This is a genomic window from Nocardioides dokdonensis FR1436 (assembly GCF_001653335.1).
Taxonomy (GTDB): Bacteria; Actinomycetota; Actinomycetes; order Propionibacteriales; family Nocardioidaceae; genus Nocardioides; species Nocardioides dokdonensis.
Genome location: NZ_CP015079.1, coordinates 2,540,055 through 2,559,907, shown reverse-complemented (window position 1 = coordinate 2,559,907; position 19,853 = coordinate 2,540,055). Strand labels below are relative to the sequence as shown.

The window sequence follows — 19,853 nt, the reverse complement described above, 5'->3', positions numbered from 1 at the left end:
TCATCGGGCGGCAGCGAACGGGACAGGACGACGCACCCGGTGCAGGAAGAGCGCGAGGACGGGCACGACGTACGCGACCCAGACCCCGGCCTCCAGCCAGGTCGTCTGCGGGGAGAAGTTGAGGACGCCCTTGAGGAGCGTGCCCAGCCAGCCGCTGCTGCTGATCACGCCGGAGACGTCGAAGGCGTAGGACCGCAGGCCCGGCAGCACGCCGGCCTCCTGCAGGTCGTGGAAGCCGTAGGCGAGCACGCCGGCGGCCACGACCACCAGGAGCGCCCCGGTCCAGGTGAAGAAGCGGGTCAGGTCGATGCTGATGGCGCCGCGGTAGAGCAGGTGGCCCAGGGCGGCGGCGACCGCGATGCCCAGCAGCGCGGCCAGGATCGGCGTGCTGGTCCGCTCGCCGACCCCGTCGCCGGTGGCCTGGCGGGTGTTGGTCCACAGGATCAGCGAGGTCTCGAGCCCCTCGCGCCCCACGGCCAGGACCGCCACCAGCACCAGCCCCCAGGCGGGGCCGTCGGCGGTCGCGTCGACACGTCCGCGCAGCTGCGCACCCATGGAGCGGGCGGCCGTGGCCATCCAGAAGACCATCCACGTGACGAACCCGGCCGCCACGATCGACAGGGTGCCGCCGACGATCTCCTGGGTCTGGAAGGTCAGCTGGCGCGCCTGCAGGCCGAGGCCGACGGTCAGCGCCGCACAGACCCCGAGCGCCAGGGCGACCCCGGTCCAGACGCGGGGCAGCAGGTGCCGTCGCCCGGAGGTCACGAGGTACGCGATGAGGATGCTGACGACGAGAGAGGCCTCGAGGCCCTCGCGCAGTCCGATCAGGAAGTTGCCCAGCACCCGCCGAACGCTACAGGCAATTAGTTAGGTTTGCCTAACCAAAGTGAGGTGACCCTCAGCTGCAGCCGTCCGGCCCGCAGACCGCGCCGTCCTGACCCGTGCCGGCACCGACCATCTCGACGGCCGGGTGGCTGTCGGACCACGCGCGATCGAGCGCGTCGGCGAAGGTCGCAGCGGGCTGCGCCCCCGCGATGCCGTAGCGGCTGTCGATGACGAAGAAGGGCACCCCGGTGGCGCCGTAGGCACCCGCCTGGGCGATGTCGGCCTCGACCTCGTCGGCGTACTCGCTGCTCGCGAGGACCTCGCGCACGCGCGCCTCGTCGAGCCCGGCGCCGACCGCGATCTCGGTGAGCACGTCGTGCTCGGCCACGTTGCGGGCCTCGAGGAAGTACGCCGCCAGCAGCGCCTCCTTCAGCACGCCGCGCTGCTGGTGGTCGGCTGCGGCGTGCAGCACCCGGTGCACGTCGGCGGTGCCGACGCGGTGCGCCTGGCCGAGCCGGTAGACCAGGCCCTCCTCGGCGGCCACGGCCTCCATCTGGTCGACCATCTTCTGGCCGGCCTCGGGGCCGCCGCCGTACTTGCGGCCCAGGTGCTCGGCGATGCTCTCCGCCGCGACCGCGGGCGCACCCGGGTCCAGCTGGAAGGAGCGCCACACGACCTCCACCTCGTCACGGTGCTCGAACCCCGCCAGGGCGGTCTCGAAGCGGCGCTTCCCGATGTAGCACCAGGGGCAGACGATGTCGGACCAGATCTCGATACGCATGTGGGGCCAACCCCGAGCCGCCCCCGGTTCTTCCCCGGAGGCCTCCCGGGGTCGGTCCGGGGTGGAGATCGGCACCATCCCCGATGTGCACCGGACCCCACGTGGCCGAGGCTCGGGCCATGATCACGATCGAGAACCTCACCCGGCGCTACGGCCCCCGCACCGCCGTCGACGACGTCACCTTCACGGCGCGGCCCGGCCGCGTCACCGGCTTCCTGGGCCCCAACGGAGCCGGCAAGTCGACCTGCCTGCGGATGCTCGTCGGACTCACCGCACCGACAGCCGGTTCGGCGACGGTGCTGGGACGGCGCTTCGTCGACCTGCCGGACCCCGGACGCGAGGTGGGCGTGCTGCTCGACGCCTCCGCCCAGCACGCCGGGCGGACCGGGCGCGAGATCCTCACCGTCGCCCAGCGCACCATGGGCCTGCCCCGCGCCCGCGTGCAGACGAGCCTCGACCTGGTCAGCCTGACCGACGAGGAGGCGGAGCGCCGGGTGCGGCACTACTCGCTGGGCATGCGCCAACGGCTCGGCATCGCCACCGCGCTGCTGGGCGACCCGGAGGTGCTGGTCCTCGACGAGCCCGCCAACGGCCTCGACCCTGCGGGCATCCGATGGATGCGCGACCTCCTCCGCGACTACGCGGACCGGGGCGGCACGGTCCTGCTCTCCAGCCACCTGCTGCACGAGATCGAGGTGATCGCCGACGACCTCGTCGTCATCGGGCAGGGCCGGATCGTCGCGCAGGGCACCCAGGCCGAGTTGCTCGTCTCGGCGGGGACCTTGGCCCGGTGCCGCGACGCCGACGCGCTGGGCCGCGTCCTCGTGGCCGCGGGTCACACCGCCGAACCCAGCGGCGACGGAGCCCTGTCGACCGACGCCGACCCGGACACGGTCGGCCGGCTGGCGCTCGAGGCCGGCATCGCCCTCTCCGAGCTGCGCACCGCCGACGGCGCCGGCCTGGAGGAGATGTTCCTCGAGCTCACCGCCGACACCCAGAGAGAAGGAGCAGCAGCATGACCACCACGGCCCTCGACCCGGACGGTCTCGCGACGGGCGCCGCTCCCCCGGCGTACGCCGCCCGGCCGGCGCCCGACCCGATCCCCACCAGCCGGCTGCTCGGCGTCGAGCTCCGCAAGATGTTCGACACCCGCTCGGGTGCCTGGCTGCTGACCAGCATCGGCCTCACCGCACTGGTCGCCACCGTCGCGGTGGTCCTCGTCGCCCCCGAGGAGTCGCTCACCTACGACACGTTCGCGGCCGCCATCGGCCTCCCGATGACGGTCATCCTGCCGATCGTGGCGCTCCTGTCGGTGACGAGCGAGTGGAGCCAGCGCACCGGTCTGACGACGTTCACGCTCGCCCCTCGACGCGGCCGGGTCATCGCCGCCAAGGCCGTCTGCGCGCTCGGCATCGGGGTCGTCTCGATGCTGGTGGCCGCCGCGATCGGTGCCCTCGGCAACCTCGTCGGGGCCTCGCTGGCGGGGGTCGACCACGTGTGGGACCTCGGCGCCCTCCAGCTCGCGATGATCACGCTGGCCACCGTGCTCAACATGTTCATCGGCTTCATGCTGGGTCTGGTGCTGCGCAGCTCGGCGGCCGCGCTGGTGGCCTACTTCGTCTACCAGTTCGTGCTCAGCGGTCTCACCGCGCTGCTGGCCCTCCTCCAGCCGTGGTTCGCCGACCTGCAGCCCTGGGTGGACTTCAACTACAGCCAGGGCCAGCTCTTCGACGTCGTCCCCAGCGCGGAGCAGTGGGCCCAGCTCGGGGTGTCCGGCTTCTTCTGGCTGGTGCTGCCGCTCGCCGTCGGGCTGCGGCTGGTGCTGCGCTCCGAGGTGAAGTGACGCTGGCCCGCCCGGGAGTCCCGGGCGGGCCAGCGGAGGTGCTGCTCAGCGGCTGGTGATCAGCGGCTGGCGGTGCCCTCGGTGTAGTCCGAGTCGTGGCTCTTGACCCACGCCATCAGCTTGCGCAGCTCGCGCCCGGTCTTCTCGATCGGGTGCGCCTCGCCCTGCTCGCGGAACTTGGTGAACTCGGGCTGGCCGTTCTCCATGTCGGTGATGAACCGCTCGGCGAACGAACCGTTCTTGATGTCCTCGAGGACACCGACCATGTTCTGCTTCACGCGCTCGTCGATGACCCGGGGGCCGGAGACGTAGTCGCCGAACTCGGCGGTGTCTGAGACCGACCAGCGCTGCTTGGCGATGCCGCCCTCGTACATGAGGTCGACGATCAGCTTGAGCTCGTGCAGGCACTCGAAGTAGGCGACCTCGGGCTGGTAGCCGGCCTCGGTGAGGACCTCGAAGCCGTACTGGACCAGCTGCGACGCGCCGCCGCAGAGGACAGCCTGCTCGCCGAAGAGGTCGGTCTCGGTCTCCTCGGTGAAGGTGGTCCGGATCCCGCCGGCACGCAGGCCGCCGATGCCCTTGGCGTAGGACAGCGCGAGCTGCCAGGCGGTGCCGGAGGGGTCCTTCTCGACCGCGACGAGCACGGGGACGCCGCGCCCATCGACGTACTCGCGGCGCACGAGGTGGCCGGGGCCCTTGGGCGCGACCATGAAGACGTCGACGCCCTCGGGCGGGGTGATGTAGCCGAAGCGGATGTTGAAGCCGTGGCCGAAGACCAGGGTGTCGCCCTCGGCGAGGTGCGGGGCGATCTCCTCGGCGTACAGCTTCCTCTGGTGCTGGTCGGGAGCGAGGATGACGATGACGTCGGCCTCCTCCGTGGCCTCGGCCGGGGTCAGGACGCGCAGGCCCTCGGCCTCGGCCTTGGCGCGGCTCTTCGAGCCGGGCTGCAGGCCGATGCGCACGTCCACGCCGGAGTCGCGCAGGGACAGCGCGTGCGCGTGACCCTGGCTGCCGTAGCCGATGACGGCCACGTTCTTGCCCTGGATCAGGGACAGGTCGGCGTCGTCGTCGTAGAACATCTCAGCCACGGTTGGCTTCTCCTTCTGGTTGGGGTGTCACGGTGGTGCTGGGCGGGGTCAGACTGCGGGCGGCGGTGCCGGGACGGCGACCGGGCGCTGGCTGCGCTCGGAGATCGAGCGCGGACCGCGCCCGATCGCGACCATCCCGGACTGCACCAGCTCGCGGATGCCGAAGGGCTCCAGCATCCGCAGGAAGTCGGCGATCTTGGCATCGTTGCCGGTGATCTGCATGGTCACCGCATCGGGTGCCACGTCGATCACCTTGGCACGGAACAGCTGCACGGTGTCGAGCACCTGTCCGCGGGTCTCGGCGGTGGCGCCGACCTTGACGAGCACGAGCTCGCGGTTGACGGAGGCGGCCGCGTCGAGCTCCACGATCTTGATGACCTCGACCAGCTTGTTCAGCTGCTTGGTCACCTGCTCGAGCGGGGACTCGTCGACGTTGACCACGATCGTCATCCGCGAGATCTCGGCGTGCTCGGTGGGGCCCACCGCCAGGCTGTGGATGTTGAAGCCGCGGCGGCTGAACAGGCCGGCGATCCGGGTCAGGACGCCGGGCTTGTCCTCCACCAGGACCGACAGGGTGTGCTGGGTCATCGGTGCGTCCTCACAGGTCGTCCTCGTCGAAGTCGGGGGCCAGGTCACGGGCGTACTTGATGTCGTCGTTGCCGGTGCCGGCCGCGACCATCGGCCAGACCATGGCGTCGCGGTGCACGCGGAAGTCGACGACCACGGGCACGTCGTCGATCTCCATGGCCTTCTTGATCGTGGCGTCGAGGTCGGCCGGGCTGTCGCAGGACAGGCCCACGCAGCCGTAGGCCTCGGCGAGCTTGACGAAGTCGGGGATCCGCACGGTGCCGCCCTGGCGCTGCAGGTTCGTGTTGGAGTAGCGCTCGTTGTAGAAGAGCGTCTGCCACTGCCGCACCATGCCGAGCGACTCGTTGTTGATCACCGCGACCTTGATCGGGATGCCCTCGATCGCGCAGGTGGCCAGCTCCTGGTTGGTCATCTGGAAGCAGCCGTCACCGTCGATGGACCACACCGTGGTGTCGGGGCAGCCGACCTTGGCGCCCATCGCGGCCGGCACCGAGTAGCCCATCGTGCCCAGGCCACCGGAGTTGAGCCAGGTGCGCGGGTTCTCGTACTGCACGAAGTGCGCGGCCCACATCTGGTGCTGGCCCACCCCGGAGGTGTAGATCGCCTCGGGGCCGGCGATGGCGCTGAGCCGCTCGATCACGTGCTGGGGCGCCAGGGTCCCGTCCGGCGACTGCTCGTAGCCCACCGGGTACTTCTTCTTGACCCCGGACAGGAACGCCACCCAGGCCTCGTAGTCACCGGTGTTCCCGGCGTCGGCCTCGGCCTGGAGCGCCACGATGAGGTCGGAGATGACCTCGCGGCAGTCGCCCACGATCGGCACGTCGGTGTAGCGGTTCTTGCCGATCTCCGCCGGGTCGATGTCGGCGTGGATGACCTTGGCGTGCGGGGCGAACGAGTCGAGGTTGCCGGTGACCCGGTCGTCGAAGCGGGCACCGAGGCTGATGATCAGGTCGCTCTTCTGCAGCCCCGCCACCGCCGCGACGGTGCCGTGCATGCCGGGCATGCCCAGGTGCTGGGGGTGGCTGTCGGGGAAGGCGCCGCGGGCCATCAGCGTGGTGACCACCGGCATGCCGGTCATCTCGGCGAGCACCTTCAGCTCCCGGTAGGCGTGGGCGCGGATGGTGCCGCCGCCGACGTAGAGCACCGGGCGACGCGACTCGAGGATGAGCCGCGCGGCCTCGCGGATCTGCTTGCTGTGCGGCTTGGTCACCGGGCGGTAGCCGGGCAGGTGCAGCTCGGTGGGCCAGCGGAAGGTCGTCATCGACTGCAGGGCGGACTTGGCGATGTCGACCAGCACGGGGCCGGGCCGGCCGGTGGAGGCGATGTGGAAGGCCTCGGCGATGCGCTGCGGGATGTCCGCGGGATCGGTGACCAGGAAGTTGTGCTTGGTGATGGGCATCGTGATGCCCCGGATGTCGGCCTCCTGGAAGGCGTCGGTGCCGATCAGGGAGGCGCCCACCTGTCCGGTGATCGCGACCATCGGCACCGAGTCCATGTGCGCGTCGGCGATCGGCGTGACCAGGTTGGTGGCCCCCGGGCCCGAGGTGGCCATGCAGACGCCCACCCGGCCGGTCGCGGCGGCGTACCCCTGCGCGGCGTGGCCGGCGCCCTGCTCGTGGCGCACCAGGATGTGGCGGATCGAGGAGTCCATCAGCGGGTCGTACGCCGGCAGGATGGCGCCACCGGGGATGCCGAAGATGTCGGTGACACCGGCCGCCTCGAGGGAGGTGACCAGGCTCTGCGCGCCCGTGATCGCGGTGCCTGTGGTCTGTGTGCCGGAGGATTCAGTGCTCATGCCCTGCCGCTTCCCTTGCTCGTGCCCCTGATGGTGCATGGTGTCGCCTGCTCATGAAAAAGCCCCTCGGCCCGGTGGGCAACGAGGGGTGACGCGCTGGCTGGTGCCGGACGGCTCAGCTCACGCGTCGCGTGGGTACGAGAAGGTCCTGGCACATGGCCGCATGCTATCTCGGGGCCACTCGCCTCGTCATCTCAGCCTGCCACTCGTCCCGACATCTGGGACGCAGGTCCCACATCCTGGTCGCCCGGCCCGCTCAGTCGCTGTCCGGCCCGCCGTCGCGGCCCAGCCAGGTGCACACGCAGGCCCGGTTGCCCTGGGCGTCGGCCAGGACCCAGAACGAGGGCGCCCACCCCTCGTCGACCATCGTGCCGCCGGCCTCCAGGGCCGCGCGGATGCGTCGCTCGGCCTGGTCGGGCGCGACGTGGACGTCGACGTGCCAGCGCTGGACCGGCGCGGCACCGTCCTCGGGCCGCTCGGACTCCTGGAACCACACGCTCGGCCAGCGGCCGCCCGTGTCCACGAGGTCGTCGGGCTGGTGGCCGGCCAGGCCCAGCACGGCGGCCCAGAAGTCCTTGACCTCCGCGTGGTCGGGGGTGTCCAGGGCCCACTCCACCGCGACGACCTCGTCGGGTGCCGCCTTCGCGACGCCGCTGGCCAGCCGGGTGATCTCGCGCGCCAGGCGCACGTCGCGCTGGGTGACCCCGTCGACGTCGTGGCTGACCAGGCGCACGTCGACGTGCGGGTAGCGCAGGTCGACGTCGGGGTGGTGGTCCACGTCGTCGGCGGCCTCGGCGATCCACTGCACCAGCCGTGCGCCGGTGGCGAAGTCGCCGGTGCGGAAGCGGGCGTGCAACGCCCCCAGCACGAAGCGCCAGTCCTCGAGCAGCTCGGCGGCCACGTCGTGGCCGGTCAGGACCTGGCGGTCCTCGTCGGGGATGGTCATGGCAGCACCTCTTGTCCGATCGGCCCGGGATTCCACGCGACCTCCCAACGGTAGCCCGCCGGATCTGTGAAGTAACCCGTGTAGCCGCCCCAGATCCGTTCGGCCGGCGGGTCCGCCAGCGACGCCCCGGCCGCGTGGGCCTCGGCCAGGACCCGGTCGACCTCGTCGCGGGTGGCCACGTTGTGGGCCAGGGTCACCGGCGCGGGGCCGGTGCCGATCGGGCCGACCTCGGCCTCGAAGGCCTCGCGCCGCCACAGCGAGAGCACCAGCAGCGGACCGGCGCGCAGCATCAGCACCTCCTCGCCGTCGAACGAGGCCTGCCACCCCAGCCCGTCGAGGTAGAAGCGGCGTACGACGTCGAGGTCGTCGACGGCCAGGGTCACGAAGCTGAGTCGCTGGTCCACCACATCGATGCTGCCAGATGCCCTAGCCTCGGGCTCCATGTCGACGAAGGTCCGGTCCTGGTACGCGCTGGTGGCCCTCGTGGCGTGCAGCGCCCTGCTCCTGCAGCTGGTGCTGGTGGTCCAGGGCGGCCGGGTGCTCGACGAGCAGACGGTGCCCCCGCTGGGGATCCGGCTGGGACGGCTGGTCTCCTACTTCACCATCCAGAGCAACCTGCTCGTCGCGGTGACCGCCGTCCACCTGGCCCGCGCCGCGAGGCGCGGCCCAGGGCACGGGAGCACCGCCTGGACCGTGGCGCGGCTCGACGCCGTCGTGGGCATCACGATCACCGGCCTGGTCCACTTCGTGCTGCTGCGCCCGCTGCTGGACCTGTCGGGCGCGGACGCCCTGGCCGACGCGCTGCTGCACCTCGTGGTGCCGGTGCTGGCGCTCGGCGGGTTCCTGCTCGTCGGACCGCGCCCCCCGCTCACGCGGCGCACGGCGGGCCTGGCCCTGGTGTGGCCGCTGGCCTGGCTGGGCTGGACGCTGGTCGTGGGCCTGGTCTCCGGGTGGTTCCCCTACCCGTTCCTGGACCACCGCGAGGACGGCTGGGCGGCCGTGGTGGTCACCTGCGTCGCGATCACCGCGCTCTTCGTGGCGCTGCTCGGGGCCTGCGCACTGGCCTCCCGGCTCGGCGACAGGGCCCGGGAGCCCCGACCGCTCAGCCCCACGTCTGGGTGATCTCGCTGCGTCGGCCGTCGACGACCACGCGGCACGACGCACCGTTGACGAGCGACAGGTTCGGCGGCACGTGGCCGAGGTCGACGTCGAGCACGACCGGCACCTCGAGCGGGCCGAGCGCGTCGAGCACCGCCTCGCGCTGGGTCAGCCCGGTGGCGTCAGGAGCGGAGGTGCGGCCGATCAGCACCGCCTCCGCCTCCTCGAACCAACCGGCCATCCGCATCCCGTGCAGCGCCCGGCACACGTCGAAGGCGCCGTGCTCGGCGGCCTCCAGGTAGATCACGAGGCCCTCCTCGTGCTGGCTGCGACCCCAGCCGGCGACGTCGGCGTACGGCGTGCCGACCAGGGGCCCCAGCACCTCGATGCACCCGCCGACCAGCCGACCGGTCAGGTCCAGGCCGCCGCCACCGGCGACCTCCCAGGACCCGGTCGCCTCCAGGCGCTGCTCGGTGAGGCCCGGCTCGACCTCCCAGTCGTCGAACCCGCCGGTGCGGTGCCGGCCCGGAGAGGACTGCAGCACCGCCTCGCCGGGCTCGGTCTCGAGCACGTCGAGCCAGTGCGCGAGCCCGTCGGGCTGGCGGTAGGGCGTGTCCATCAGGTTGCCGCCGTGCAGCGACGCCCACCCGAGCCGGGTCAGCAGCGGCACCATCAACGTCGTCAGGTCGCTCCAGCCGACCAGCCAGGTCGGCTCGGCCGCGGCCAGCGCGTCCCAGTCGAGGTGGTCGAGCACCTGGATCGCCAGCTCGCCGCCCCACGGCGGGACGACCGCACGGACGTCGGGGTCGCAGAGCATGGCGGTCAGCTCGGCGGCGCGTCGCGCGGCCGTGCCGGCCACTCCCCCGTCGGGGGTCGTGAGCACCTGGCCGCGGCGCACCTCGTAGCCGCGCCCGCGCAGCTGGTCGCAGGCGAGGTCGAGGCGCGGCACCAGCGGCGTCGCCACCCCGTCGGAGGGCGCGGTGACACCGATGGTGTCGCCGGGGCGCAGCGGGCGGGGGAAACGGACCGCGGTGGCCGACTGGGGGCTCGTCATGGCGTCGAGGTTGCCAGGTCGACCAGCACCTCGCGAATGCGTTCCATGCCGGCGGCCACCTCAGCGTACGACGTCGAGAGCGGTGAGAGCCCCAGGCGCAGGCCGCCGGGGTCGCGGTAGTCGGGGATCACGTCGTCGGCCCACAGCCGGGTCGTGGCCTCGCGCATCGCGGGGTGGGTCAGGGTCACGTGCCCGCCGCGACGCTCCGGGTCGCGCGGCGAGGCGACGCCGACCCCCAGCGGTGCGAGCGTCTCGTCGGCCAGGCGCAGGGCCAGGTCGGTGAGCGCGAGCGACTTCTCCCGCACCGCGGCCATGCCGACCTCACCGAGCAGGTCGAGCATGTCCTGCATCGCCAGCATCCCCACGACCGCCGGGGTGCCGGAGATCATCCGACGGATCCCCGGCGCCGGGGTGTAGCCCGGACCCATCGCGAACGGGTCGGCGTGGCCCAACCAGCCGGGGATCGGTTGGCGCAGGTCCTCGTGCAGGTGCTCGCCGACGTAGACGAAGGCCGGGGCGCCGGGTCCGCCGTCGAGGTACTTGTAGGTGCAGCCGACCGCCAGGTCGACCTCCCAGGCGTCCAGCTCGAGAGGCACCGAGCCGACGGAGTGGCTCAGGTCCCACAGCACCAGGGCGCCGGCGTCGTGCACGGCGCGGGTGATCGCGGGCGCGTCGGCCAGCCAGGCGGAGCGGTAGGCAACGTGGCTGAGCAGCACCACGGCGGTCTGCTCCCCGACCACCTCCCGCACCTGCTCGAGGGTGACCCCGGCACTGGTGTCGACGTCGATCCAGCGCAGGCTCAGGCCGAGCTCCTCGGCGACCCCGGCGGCGACGTACCGGTCGGTGGGGAAGTTGTCGCGGTCGAGCACGATCTCGGTGCGTCCGGGTCGGGCCGCGACCCCGGCGCGCAGCGCCTTGTAGAGCAGCACCGTGGTCGAGTCGCCCACCACGGTCTGGCCGGGGGCGGCGCCGAGGCAGATCGAGCCGATCCGGTCGCCGACCGCGGACGGCATGCTCATCCAGGCCTCGTCCCAGCCGCGGATCAGCCGACCGCCCCACTGCTGCTCGACGAACGCAGCGATCCGGGGCCCGGTGACCTTCAGCGGTCGCCCCAGCGAGTTGCCGTCGAAGTAGACCAACGGCGTCTCGGCCCCGACGAAGAGGTCACGGTGGGCGGCGAGCGGGTCGGCGGCGTCCAGGGCGGCGGCGTCCGAGGCGGTGGCGGTCACGAGCGCATGTCTACCCCACCGGGCATCGCGAGCGCCCTCCTAGACTCCCCGCCATGTCGATCCGCCCCGAGCTGCTGGAGGTGCTCGCACGGCGAGCCCTGACCGAGGACACCGCACGCCCCGAGGCGGTCGAGCGGCTGCACGCCCGGGGTGGCCGGACGGCGCGCGAGCAGGTGGCGGCGCTGGTGGACCCGGGCAGCTTCGTCGAGTACGGCCGGTTCGTCACCGCAGCCCAGGAGGACAAGCGCGAGATCGACGACCTGCTCGACCGCACGGTCGCCGACGGCATCGTCGGCGGACTCGCCACCATCGACGGCCGGGCCTGTGCGGTGCTGTCCTACGACTACCTCGTGATGGCGGGCACCCAGGGCATGCGCGGGCACCGCAAGACCGACCGGCTGCTCGACGTGGTCGAGCGGCTCGCGCTGCCCACGGTGTTCTTCGCCGCCGGCGGCGGAGGCCGCCCCGGCGACACCGACATCCCGCTCGTCTCGGCGCTCGACGTGCCCACCTTCGCGGCGTGGGCCCGGCTCTCGGGCAAGGTGCCGCGCATCGCCGTGGTCGAGGGACCCTGCTTCGCCGGCAACGCGGTGATCGCCGGCTGCTCCGACCTCGTCGTCGCCACCCCACGGGCCTCGCTGGGCATGGGCGGACCGGCCATGATCGCCGGCGGCGGCCTGGGTGACTTCACGGCCGCCGAGGTGGGTCCCCTGGACGTCATGGAGGCCAACGGCGTCGTCGACGTCGGTGTCGACGACGACGGGGCTCTCGGGGCGGTCGGGACCGCGCGCCGGCTGCTCGGGTACTTCCTGGGTCCTGAGGAGTCCTGGGTGGCGCCCGACCAGGGGGTGCTGCGCGAGGCGGTGCCGGAGGGCGAGCGGACGTCGTACGACCTGCTGCCGGTGGTGGAGACGCTCTGCGACGAGGACTCCGTCACGGTGCTGCGCCCCGGGTTCGCCCCCGAGCTGGTCACCGCGCTCGGGCGCATCGAGGGCCGCACGGTCGGTGTGATCGGGAACGACACCCGGCACAGCGCCGGGGCGATCACCGCCGACGCCGGCGACAAGGCCGCCCGGTTCCTGCAGCTCTGCGACGCCTACGGCTTCCCCGTCGTCTCGCTGGTCGACACCCCCGGGATGATGGTCGGCCCCGACGCGGAGCGGACCGGCATGGTGCGCCACACCTCGCGGCTGCTGGTGGCCGGTGCCCAGCTGCAGGTGCCGCTGGTCGGCGTGGTGCTGCGTCGCGGCTACGGCCTCGGCGCCCAGGCGATGCTCGGCGGCAGCACCCACCAGCCCCTGATGACCCTGGCCTGGCCCGGCGCCCACCTGGGTGCGATGGGTCTCGAGGGCGCCGTACGTCTCTCGATGCGCCGCGAGCTCGAGGCGATCGAGGACGAGGCCGAGCGCGAGCAGCAGGTCCGCGAGCTGACGGCGTACGCCCAGGCGCACTCCACCGCCCTCAACGTCGCCCGCCACTTCGAGATCGACGACGTCATCGACCCGGCCGAGACCCGTCAGGTGGTCGCCGCACTCATCAGCGCCGCCGCCCGCGACGGCCGCCTCGTCGGCAGCGGCCGCACCGTCGACACCTGGTGAGGCACGAGCAGTCACTTTTGCACCGCCGACAGGTCACTTCTGCACCCGGGCTGGGTGCAGAAGTGACCGCTCAGTGGTGCAGAAGTGACCGCTCGTCGGTCAGCCGGTGACCGCGCCGTGGGCGGCGGAGGAGACCGTCTTGGCGTACTTGCCCAGGACCCCGCGGGTGTACTTCGGCGGGTTCGGCTCCCAGCCCTCCTTGCGCGACTCCCAGTCCTCGCCCTGCTCCACCTCGAGGGAGCGGTTGAGGACGTCGAGGGTGATCGTGTCGCCGTCGCGGACGAACGCGATCGGGCCACCGTCGACCGCCTCGGGCGCCACGTGGCCCACGCACAGGCCGGTGGTGCCGCCGGAGAATCGCCCGTCGGTGAGCAGGAGCACGTCCTTGCCGAGGCCGGCACCCTTGATGGCGCCGGTGATGGCGAGCATCTCGCGCATCCCGGGACCGCCCTTGGGGCCCTCGTAGCGGATCACCACGACGTCCTTGGCCTTGATCTCGCCGGCGGTGAGCGCGTCCATCGCGGCGCGCTCGCCGTCGAAGACGCGGGCGGTGCCCACGAAGACCGTCTCGTCGAAGCCGGCCGTCTTGACGACCGCACCCTCGGGGGCCAGCGACCCCTTGAGGATCGTGAGGCCGCCGGTGGCGTGGATCGGGCGCGAGAGGCTGCGGATGACGTCGTCGTCGAGCGCCGGCGGGGCCAGCGCCTCGAGGTTCTCGGCCATGGTGCGGCCGGTGACGGTCATGACGTCGCCGTGCATCAGCCCGGCGTCGAGCAGCGCCTTCATGACCACCGGGATGCCGCCGATCTTGTCGACGTCGTTCATCACGTAGCGGCCGAAGGGCTTGAGGTCGCCGAGGTGCGGGACCTTGTCGCCGATCCGGTTGAAGTCGTCGATCGTCAGCGGCACCTCGGCCTCGCGGGCGATCGCGAGCAGGTGCAGCACGGCGTTGGTGGAGCCACCGAGGGCCATCACCACGGTGATGGCGTTCTCGAAGGCCTCCATCGTCATGATCTGGCGCGCGGTGATGCCCTGGCGCAGCATCTCGACGACAGCCTCGCCGGAGCGGTGGGCGAACCCGTCGCGACGCCGGTCGACGGCGGGCGGGGCGGCCGAGCCGGGCAGCGACATGCCGAGGGCCTCGCCGACCGCCGCCATGGTGTTGGCGGTGTACATGCCGCCGCAGGCGCCCTCGCCCGGGCAGATCGCCCGCTCGACGCGGTCGAGCTGCTCCCGGGTGATCTTGCCGGCCAGGCAGGCACCGACGGCCTCGAAGGCGTCGATGATCGTGACGTCCTCGCCGTCGACCTGGCCGGGCATGATCGAACCGGCGTACATGAACACCGACGCGAGGTCGAGGCGGGCCGCGGCCATCAGCATGCCGGGCAGCGACTTGTCGCAGCCGGCGAGCAGCACCGAGCCGTCGAGGCGCTCGGCACTCATCACGACCTCGACGGAGTCGGCGATGACCTCACGGGAGACCAGCGAGAAGTGCATGCCCTCGTGGCCCATCGAGATCCCGTCGGAGACCGAGATGGTGCCGAACTCCAACGGGTAGCCGCCGGCGGCGTGCACGCCGTTCTTCACGGCCTTCGCCAGGCGGTCCAGCGAGAGGTTGCAGGGGGTGATCTCGTTCCAGCTGGAGGCGACACCGATCTGGGGCTTCTCCCAGTCGTCGTCGCCCATCCCGACGGCGCGCAGCATGCCGCGCGAGGCAGCGCGCTCGATGCCGTCGGTGACGTCGCGGGAACGGGGCTTGAGGTCGGGGCGCTCGGACGGTCCGGTCATGGCGTCAGGCTATCCGTGAGCCTCGTCGCACCCACCGCTGCGTCTCACCCCGTCGACCTGCGCGCGGGACGGGGTGGGCCCTAGCCTCGTTCCGTGATGCCTGTGACCTGGACCGACCACGACGCCGTGCTCCTCGACCTCGACGGGGTGATCACCCCGACCGCCGAGGTGCACATGCGCGCCTGGTCGGAGATGTTCAACGCCTTCCTGGACTCCTACGACGGCGCGGCCACCGACCTCTCGACCTACACCGACGCCGACTACTTCGCCCACGTGGACGGCAAGCCCCGCTACGACGGGGTGCGCGACTTCCTCACCTCGCGCGGCATCGAGCTGCCCGAGGAGCGGGTCCGCGAGCTCGGCGACCGCAAGAACGACGCGTTCAACGACGTCCTGGCCCGCGACGGCGTCGTGGCCTACCCCGGGTCCGTCGCCCTGCTGGACCACCTGCGCGACCTCGGGGTGCCGCTGGCGGTCGTCTCGTCCTCGGCCAACGCCCCCGCTGTGCTCGCGGCGGCCGGGCTGGCCGACCGCTTCGGCACCGTCGTCAGTGGTGCGGTCGCGGCGGAGCTGGGCCTGCCCGGCAAGCCCGCACCCGACACCTTCGTGCACGCCGCCCGCGAGCTCGGAGCGGCCGTCGAGCGCTCGGTCGTCTTCGAGGACGCCGTCTCCGGGGTCCGCGCCGGCGCTGCCGGGGGTTTCGCGCTGGTGATCGGCGTCGACCGCGGTGCCGGCGCCGAGACCCTGAGCGAGGCGGGCGCCCACCTGGTCGTCGGCGACCTCGCCGAGCTGGTCCCCGGAGCCGACGCGTGAACCGCGACAGGCTGGGCGGCGGCCAGGACCCCATGGACCGGGGCCGCTTCCCGGTGCATCCCTGGCGCCTGGTCGAGCGCGGCCACCGCGCCGCGGATCTCGGGGTCACCGAGACGCTCTTCGCCGTGGCCAACGGCTACCTCGGCATGCGTGCCAACCCCGAGGAGGGCCGTGACGCGCACGCCCACGGCACCTTCGTCAACGGCTTCCACGAGACCTGGCCGATCCGGCACGCCGAGTCCGCCTTCGGCTTCGCCCAGACCGGGCAGACGATCGTCAACGTCCCCGACGCCAAGCTGATGAAGCTCTACGTCGACGACGAGCCGCTGATCCTGGGCACCGCCGACCTCGAGCGCTACGAGCGCTCGCTGGACTTCCGCGACGGCGTGCTGCGCCGCTCCCTGGTGTGGCGCACCCCGTCGGGCAAGCGGGTCAAGGTCGAGTCCACCCGGATGGTCTCGATGACCCAGCGCCACCTCGCGCTGCTGAGCCTGACGGTCACGATGCTCGAGGGCGACGCGCCGATCACGATCTCGTCGCAGCTGCTCAACCGCCAGGACGGCACCGACGAGTACCACGACCCGCGGGCGGCGATGGGTGAGGGCATCGACCCCCGCAAGGCCTCGGCGTTCGAGGACCGGGTGCTCGTGCCGCGGCTGCACTCGGCCCAGGACGAGCGGATGATGCTCGGCTACAGCTGTGCCAACTCGCGGATGACGATCGCAGTGGCTGCCGACCACCAGCTCACCACCACCGATCCCAGCGAGGTCGTGCGCCGTGCCGAGGCCGACCTGACCAAGATGGTCTTCCGCGTCGAGGCGACCGAGGGCCAGCCGGTGCGGCTGCAGAAGACCGTGGCCTACCACACCTCGCGCGGTGTCCCCGTGCGCGAGCTGGCCGACCGTTGCGAGCGCACCCTCGACCGGTCCCGACGTCACGGCCTGGACCACTACCTCGACGAGCAGCGCGACTGGTACGCCGACTTCTGGTCGGGCGCCGACGTCGAGGTCACCTCGCCGGACGCCGACGACGAGCAGATCGCGGTGCAGCAGGCGATCCGCTTCAACCTGTTCTCACTGGCCCAGGCCACCGCGCGCGCCGACCAGCAGGGCGTGCCCGCCAAGGGCGTGACGGGGTCCGGCTACGAGGGCCACTACTTCTGGGACAGCGAGATCTACGTCGCGCCGTTCCTGACCTACACCCAGCCGCACCTGGCCCGGAACCTGCTGCACTTCCGCAGCCGGATGCTGCCCGCCGCCCGGCACCGGGCCCGCGAGATGGCCCAGAACGGCGCCCTCTTCCCCTGGCGCACCATCAACGGCGAGGAGGCCTCGGCCTACTACGCCGCCGGCACCGCCCAGGTGCACATCGACGCCGACGTCGCGCACGCGCTGACCAAGTACGTCGCGGCGTCCGGCGACGTGGGCTTCCTGGTGCGCGACGGCATCGACATCCTCGTGGAGACCTCCCGGATGTGGGCCGACCTCGGGTTCTGGCGCAGCAACGGCACCCCGTCCTTCCACATCCACGGCGTGACCGGCCCCGACGAGTACACGACGGTGGTCAACAACAACCTGTTCACCAACGTGATGGCCCGCGACAACCTCGAGCAGGCGGTGGCCGCCGTCGACATGGTGCGCCGCGAGCATCCCGAGGACTTCACGCAGATCTGCGCCCGCCTCGATCTGCGCGACGACGAGGTCGAGGAGTGGGCCCGCTGCGCCGCCGGCATGCACATCCCCTTCGACGAGGGCCTGGGCATCCACCCGCAGGCCGACGCGTTCCTCGACCGGGAGGTGTGGGACCTCTCGCAGACCCCGGACCGGCTGCGCCCCCTGCTCCTGCACTACCACCCGCTGGTGATCTACCGCTTCCAGGTGCTCAAGCAGGCCGACGTGGTCCTGGCGCTCTTCCTGCAGGGCGACCGCTTCACCGCGGAGGAGAAGCGCGCCGACTTCGAGTACTACGACCCGATCACCACCGGCGACTCGACGCTCTCAGCGGTGGTCCAGTCGGTGGTGGCGGCCGAGGTGGGCTACGCCGACGCGGCCTGGAGCTACTTCTGCAACGCGCTCTACGTGGACCTGGCCAACCTGCACGGCAACACCGACGACGGACTGCACATCGCCTCCGCGGGCGGGGTGTGGGCGGCGCTGGTCAACGGCTTCGCGGGGATGCGCGACCACGGCGGCCGGCTGTCCTTCGACCCGCGCCTGCCCGACGCCTTCCCGGTGCTGCGCTGCTCGTTGCGCTGGCAGCAGCACCGCCTGCGCCTCGAGCTGACGGCGACCCGGCTGCTGGTCACCATGGTCGAGGGCACCGGTCCGGTGCACCTGAGCGTGCGCGGCACCGAGCACACGGTGAGCGCCGAGCGACCTCTCGAGATCGACCTCGACGCCCGCGGGACCCGGCTCCCGCACCCGCTCGACGAGCGGCCGCAGCTCGGCGGCACCCGTGCCGACGGCAGCCGGATCACCGCGGGGGTGCCGGCCCCCACGATCTGACCGGGCGTCCCTGTGCGCAGGGGGCGCCCGGCCCACCGGGGCGGCGGGCTCAGCGAGCCCGGTGGCCTCCCCCGGCCCCACCACCGAGCACTCCGGCGTCGAAGGCCTTCAGCACCGAGGCCCGGTCTCCGGCAGTGAGGTCGCCGTCCGAGACCGCTTCGTCCAGCCGGTCACCCAGCCCGGTACGCCGCTCCTCCGCGAGACCCTGCTGCAGCTCCTCGAAGGCCGAGGTGACCTCGGCTGCGGGAAGGCCGAGCTCTTCTGCGAGCGCGTCGATCATCTGGCCGCGCCGCTCCTCGCGCTCGCCGTCGGCCGGCGGCGTGGACCGGTCGGTCTGCGACGGCTCGAGCTGCTCGCGGACCGACGCGAGCGCGGACTTCAGCTCGGTCTCACTGACGCCGAGGGCCTCGGCGAGCTCCGGGCCATCGGGCCCATGACCGCGCCCCGGGCCGTGACCGCGATCGCGTCCGCCGCGCTCGGCGGAACCGGTGTCGGTGGCGGAGCTCGCGGCGGGCGTCGAGCTCTCGGACTGGGCTCCGTCCTCGGCCGCCGAAGCGATACCGAGTCCGCCCACGGCCAGACCTGCTCCGGCGATGCCGATGGCCACGCCGCGTCGGATGTTGGTGGATCTGTTCATGAGGACTCCTCGTCGGGATCGTGTCGTTCGTTCGGTCTCGACCATCCCCAGCGAACCTGTGTAGAGGCTGTGCTCGGCCTCCGAGTCCGATGTGTGTCTCGCGGGATCGATCCGGTTCCACCGGCGGACCTAGAACGAGGCGGCGCGCACGCAGACGACGTCGGGCAGGTCGGTCACGATGCTGCGCCAGGTCTCCCCCGCGTCGGCGGAGGCCCAGACGGAGCCGTTGCGGCCGCCGATGTAGAGGCCGGCCGAGGCGTGGTCGTCCGCACACATGGCGTCGCGCAGGACCCCGACGAAGAAGCCGTCGGGCAGGCCCTCCCCCAGCTCGGTCCAGCTCGCCCCGGCGTCGCGCGAGCACCACACGCGGGCCCGACCCTCGGGTGGGTAGCGTCCGCCGGCGCCGCCGAGCGGGAAGACGTAGAGGGTGTCGGGCTCGTGCGGGTGGACCACGACCGGGAAGCCGAAGTCGGCGGGCAGCCCGTCGGCGATGGACTCCCAGGTGCCGCCCTCGTCGTCGGAGCGGTAGACCCCGCCGTGGTTCTGGGCGAAGAGCCGCTCGGGGCGGGAGGGGTGGCGCGCGACCTTGTGCACGCACTGGCCGAACTCGGGGTACTGCTCGCCCTCGGGCAGGAACTCGGCGCGGATGCCCTGGTTGCGCGGGTGCCAGGAGGCGCCGTCGTCGGTGCTGCGGTAGACGCCGCCGGTCGACAGTGCCGTGAGCACCGACCCCGGGTCGTCGGGGTGCGGCAGCACGGTGTGGAACGCCTGGCCGCCGAACCCGGCGGACCACTGGGTTCGGTGCGGGTGGTCCCACAGCGCACGCTCCAGGGACCAGCTCTCCCCGTCGTCGCGCGAGCGGAAGACCGCGCCCGGCTCGGTGCCGGCCCACAGGACCCCCGCCTCGCTGCCGGCGCTGAGCTGCCAGATGCGCTCCACCGAGGCGTCGACGTCCTCGGGGAAGGCCAGCGGCTGCGCGCCCGCCCGCCACCCGGTCCCGAGGTCGTCGGAGGTGTGCACCTGGGTGCCGAACCAGCTCGACGACGCCCCCGCGACCAGCCGCGGCCGCCCGTCCTGGTCGCTGCTGCGGGGGTCGACGAGGCAGGAGTAGACCTCCTGCATGTCGAAGTGCGGCCCGGTGAAGGACCACTCCTCGCGCTGGTCGTCGGCCGTCCCGATCCAGAGCCCTTTGCGGGTGCCGACCATCAGCACCGTCCTGCTCGCCGCCCGATCCGTCATCTGCGTCCTCCGTCGATGTCCTCGTCG

Annotated in this window: 18 protein-coding genes; 6 read left to right on the top strand and 12 right to left on the bottom strand. The window is 72.3% G+C overall.

Features of this window, described 5'->3' with window-relative positions:
• Together efeU and I601_RS12110 are read right to left on the bottom strand one after the other, a co-directional pair.
• Entirely contained in the window at positions 1 to 843 is an 843-nt protein-coding gene (efeU, locus tag I601_RS12115; RefSeq protein ID WP_068109994.1) for an iron uptake transporter permease EfeU, read from the bottom strand.
• A gap of 55 nt (positions 844 to 898) precedes the next feature.
• Positions 899 to 1,606: a DsbA family oxidoreductase gene (locus I601_RS12110; protein WP_068109992.1), complete on the bottom strand. Its 708-nt coding sequence runs from the start codon at positions 1,604 to 1,606 to the stop codon at positions 899 to 901.
• A gap of 119 nt (positions 1,607 to 1,725) precedes the next feature.
• On the opposite strand from I601_RS12110, the gene I601_RS12105 reads away from it, so the two are divergent.
• Both I601_RS12105 and I601_RS12100 read left to right on the top strand, forming a co-directional pair.
• Entirely contained in the window at positions 1,726 to 2,625 is a 900-nt protein-coding gene (locus tag I601_RS12105; protein WP_068114811.1) for an ABC transporter ATP-binding protein, read from the top strand.
• Complete coding sequence (locus I601_RS12100) at positions 2,622 to 3,449, top strand: ABC-2 transporter permease (protein WP_068109989.1); 828 nt, start codon at positions 2,622 to 2,624, stop codon at positions 3,447 to 3,449. Before I601_RS12105 ends, I601_RS12100 begins: the two co-directional genes overlap by 4 nt.
• Before the next feature lie 59 nt (positions 3,450 to 3,508).
• Here I601_RS12100 and ilvC read toward each other — a convergent pair whose 3' ends face one another.
• From ilvC to I601_RS12075, 5 genes are all read right to left on the bottom strand, one after another.
• On the bottom strand, positions 3,509 to 4,537 hold the full coding sequence (ilvC, locus tag I601_RS12095) for a ketol-acid reductoisomerase (protein WP_068109986.1): 1,029 nt from the start codon (positions 4,535 to 4,537) through the stop codon (positions 3,509 to 3,511).
• Positions 4,538 to 4,585: 48 nt separating this feature from the next.
• On the bottom strand, positions 4,586 to 5,125 hold the full coding sequence (gene ilvN / locus I601_RS12090) for an acetolactate synthase small subunit (protein WP_068109983.1): 540 nt from the start codon (positions 5,123 to 5,125) through the stop codon (positions 4,586 to 4,588).
• A gap of 10 nt (positions 5,126 to 5,135) precedes the next feature.
• The gene (locus tag I601_RS12085) at positions 5,136 to 6,920 is read right to left on the bottom strand and encodes an acetolactate synthase large subunit (protein WP_068109981.1); all 1,785 of its coding nucleotides are present in this window, start codon (positions 6,918 to 6,920) and stop codon (positions 5,136 to 5,138) included.
• Positions 6,921 to 7,176: 256 nt separating this feature from the next.
• On the bottom strand, positions 7,177 to 7,866 hold the full coding sequence (locus I601_RS12080; protein ID WP_068109978.1) for a 4a-hydroxytetrahydrobiopterin dehydratase: 690 nt from the start codon (positions 7,864 to 7,866) through the stop codon (positions 7,177 to 7,179).
• Complete coding sequence (locus I601_RS12075) at positions 7,863 to 8,270, bottom strand: VOC family protein (protein ID WP_068114809.1); 408 nt, start codon at positions 8,268 to 8,270, stop codon at positions 7,863 to 7,865. Before I601_RS12075 ends, I601_RS12080 begins: the two co-directional genes overlap by 4 nt.
• 37 nt (positions 8,271 to 8,307) lie before the next feature.
• On the opposite strand from I601_RS12075, the gene I601_RS12070 reads away from it, so the two are divergent.
• Complete coding sequence (locus I601_RS12070) at positions 8,308 to 8,988, top strand: Pr6Pr family membrane protein (protein WP_068109975.1); 681 nt, start codon at positions 8,308 to 8,310, stop codon at positions 8,986 to 8,988.
• On the opposite strand, the gene I601_RS12065 is transcribed toward I601_RS12070, so the two are convergent.
• Positions 8,969 to 10,018: a S66 family peptidase gene (locus tag I601_RS12065; RefSeq protein WP_068109972.1), complete on the bottom strand. Its 1,050-nt coding sequence runs from the start codon at positions 10,016 to 10,018 to the stop codon at positions 8,969 to 8,971. The two genes, I601_RS12070 and I601_RS12065, sit on opposite strands and share 20 nt — an antisense overlap.
• A complete protein-coding gene (locus I601_RS12060) occupies positions 10,015 to 11,247 on the bottom strand; it encodes a kynureninase (protein WP_068109969.1) in 1,233 nt (410 codons plus the stop codon). Before I601_RS12060 ends, I601_RS12065 begins: the two co-directional genes overlap by 4 nt.
• 53 nt (positions 11,248 to 11,300) lie before the next feature.
• On the opposite strand from I601_RS12060, the gene I601_RS12055 reads away from it, so the two are divergent.
• Entirely contained in the window at positions 11,301 to 12,845 is a 1,545-nt protein-coding gene (locus I601_RS12055) for an acyl-CoA carboxylase subunit beta (protein WP_179948533.1), read from the top strand.
• A gap of 99 nt (positions 12,846 to 12,944) precedes the next feature.
• On the opposite strand, the gene ilvD is transcribed toward I601_RS12055, so the two are convergent.
• Positions 12,945 to 14,633, bottom strand: a complete 1,689-nt coding sequence (gene ilvD / locus I601_RS12050; RefSeq protein ID WP_068109966.1) for a dihydroxy-acid dehydratase — start codon at positions 14,631 to 14,633, stop codon at positions 12,945 to 12,947.
• A 96-nt stretch (positions 14,634 to 14,729) separates the two neighbouring features.
• On the opposite strand from ilvD, the gene I601_RS12045 reads away from it, so the two are divergent.
• Positions 14,730 to 15,446, top strand: coding sequence for an HAD family hydrolase (locus I601_RS12045; RefSeq protein ID WP_084527527.1), 717 nt, complete (start codon positions 14,730 to 14,732; stop codon positions 15,444 to 15,446).
• Between the two features lie 32 nt (positions 15,447 to 15,478).
• Entirely contained in the window at positions 15,479 to 17,950 is a 2,472-nt protein-coding gene (locus I601_RS12040; protein WP_068114805.1) for a glycoside hydrolase family 65 protein, read from the top strand.
• A 49-nt stretch (positions 17,951 to 17,999) separates the two neighbouring features.
• Here I601_RS12040 and I601_RS12035 read toward each other — a convergent pair whose 3' ends face one another.
• Together I601_RS12035 and I601_RS12030 are read right to left on the bottom strand one after the other, a co-directional pair.
• Positions 18,000 to 18,587, bottom strand: a complete 588-nt coding sequence (locus I601_RS12035) for a hypothetical protein (protein ID WP_084527525.1) — start codon at positions 18,585 to 18,587, stop codon at positions 18,000 to 18,002.
• 129 nt (positions 18,588 to 18,716) lie between these two features.
• Positions 18,717 to 19,826 carry a beta propeller repeat protein gene (locus tag I601_RS12030; protein ID WP_068109958.1) on the bottom strand — a complete coding sequence of 370 codons (1,110 nt, stop codon included), beginning with the start codon at positions 19,824 to 19,826 and terminating at the stop codon, positions 18,717 to 18,719.
• Between the last annotated feature and the right edge of the window lie 27 nt (positions 19,827 to 19,853).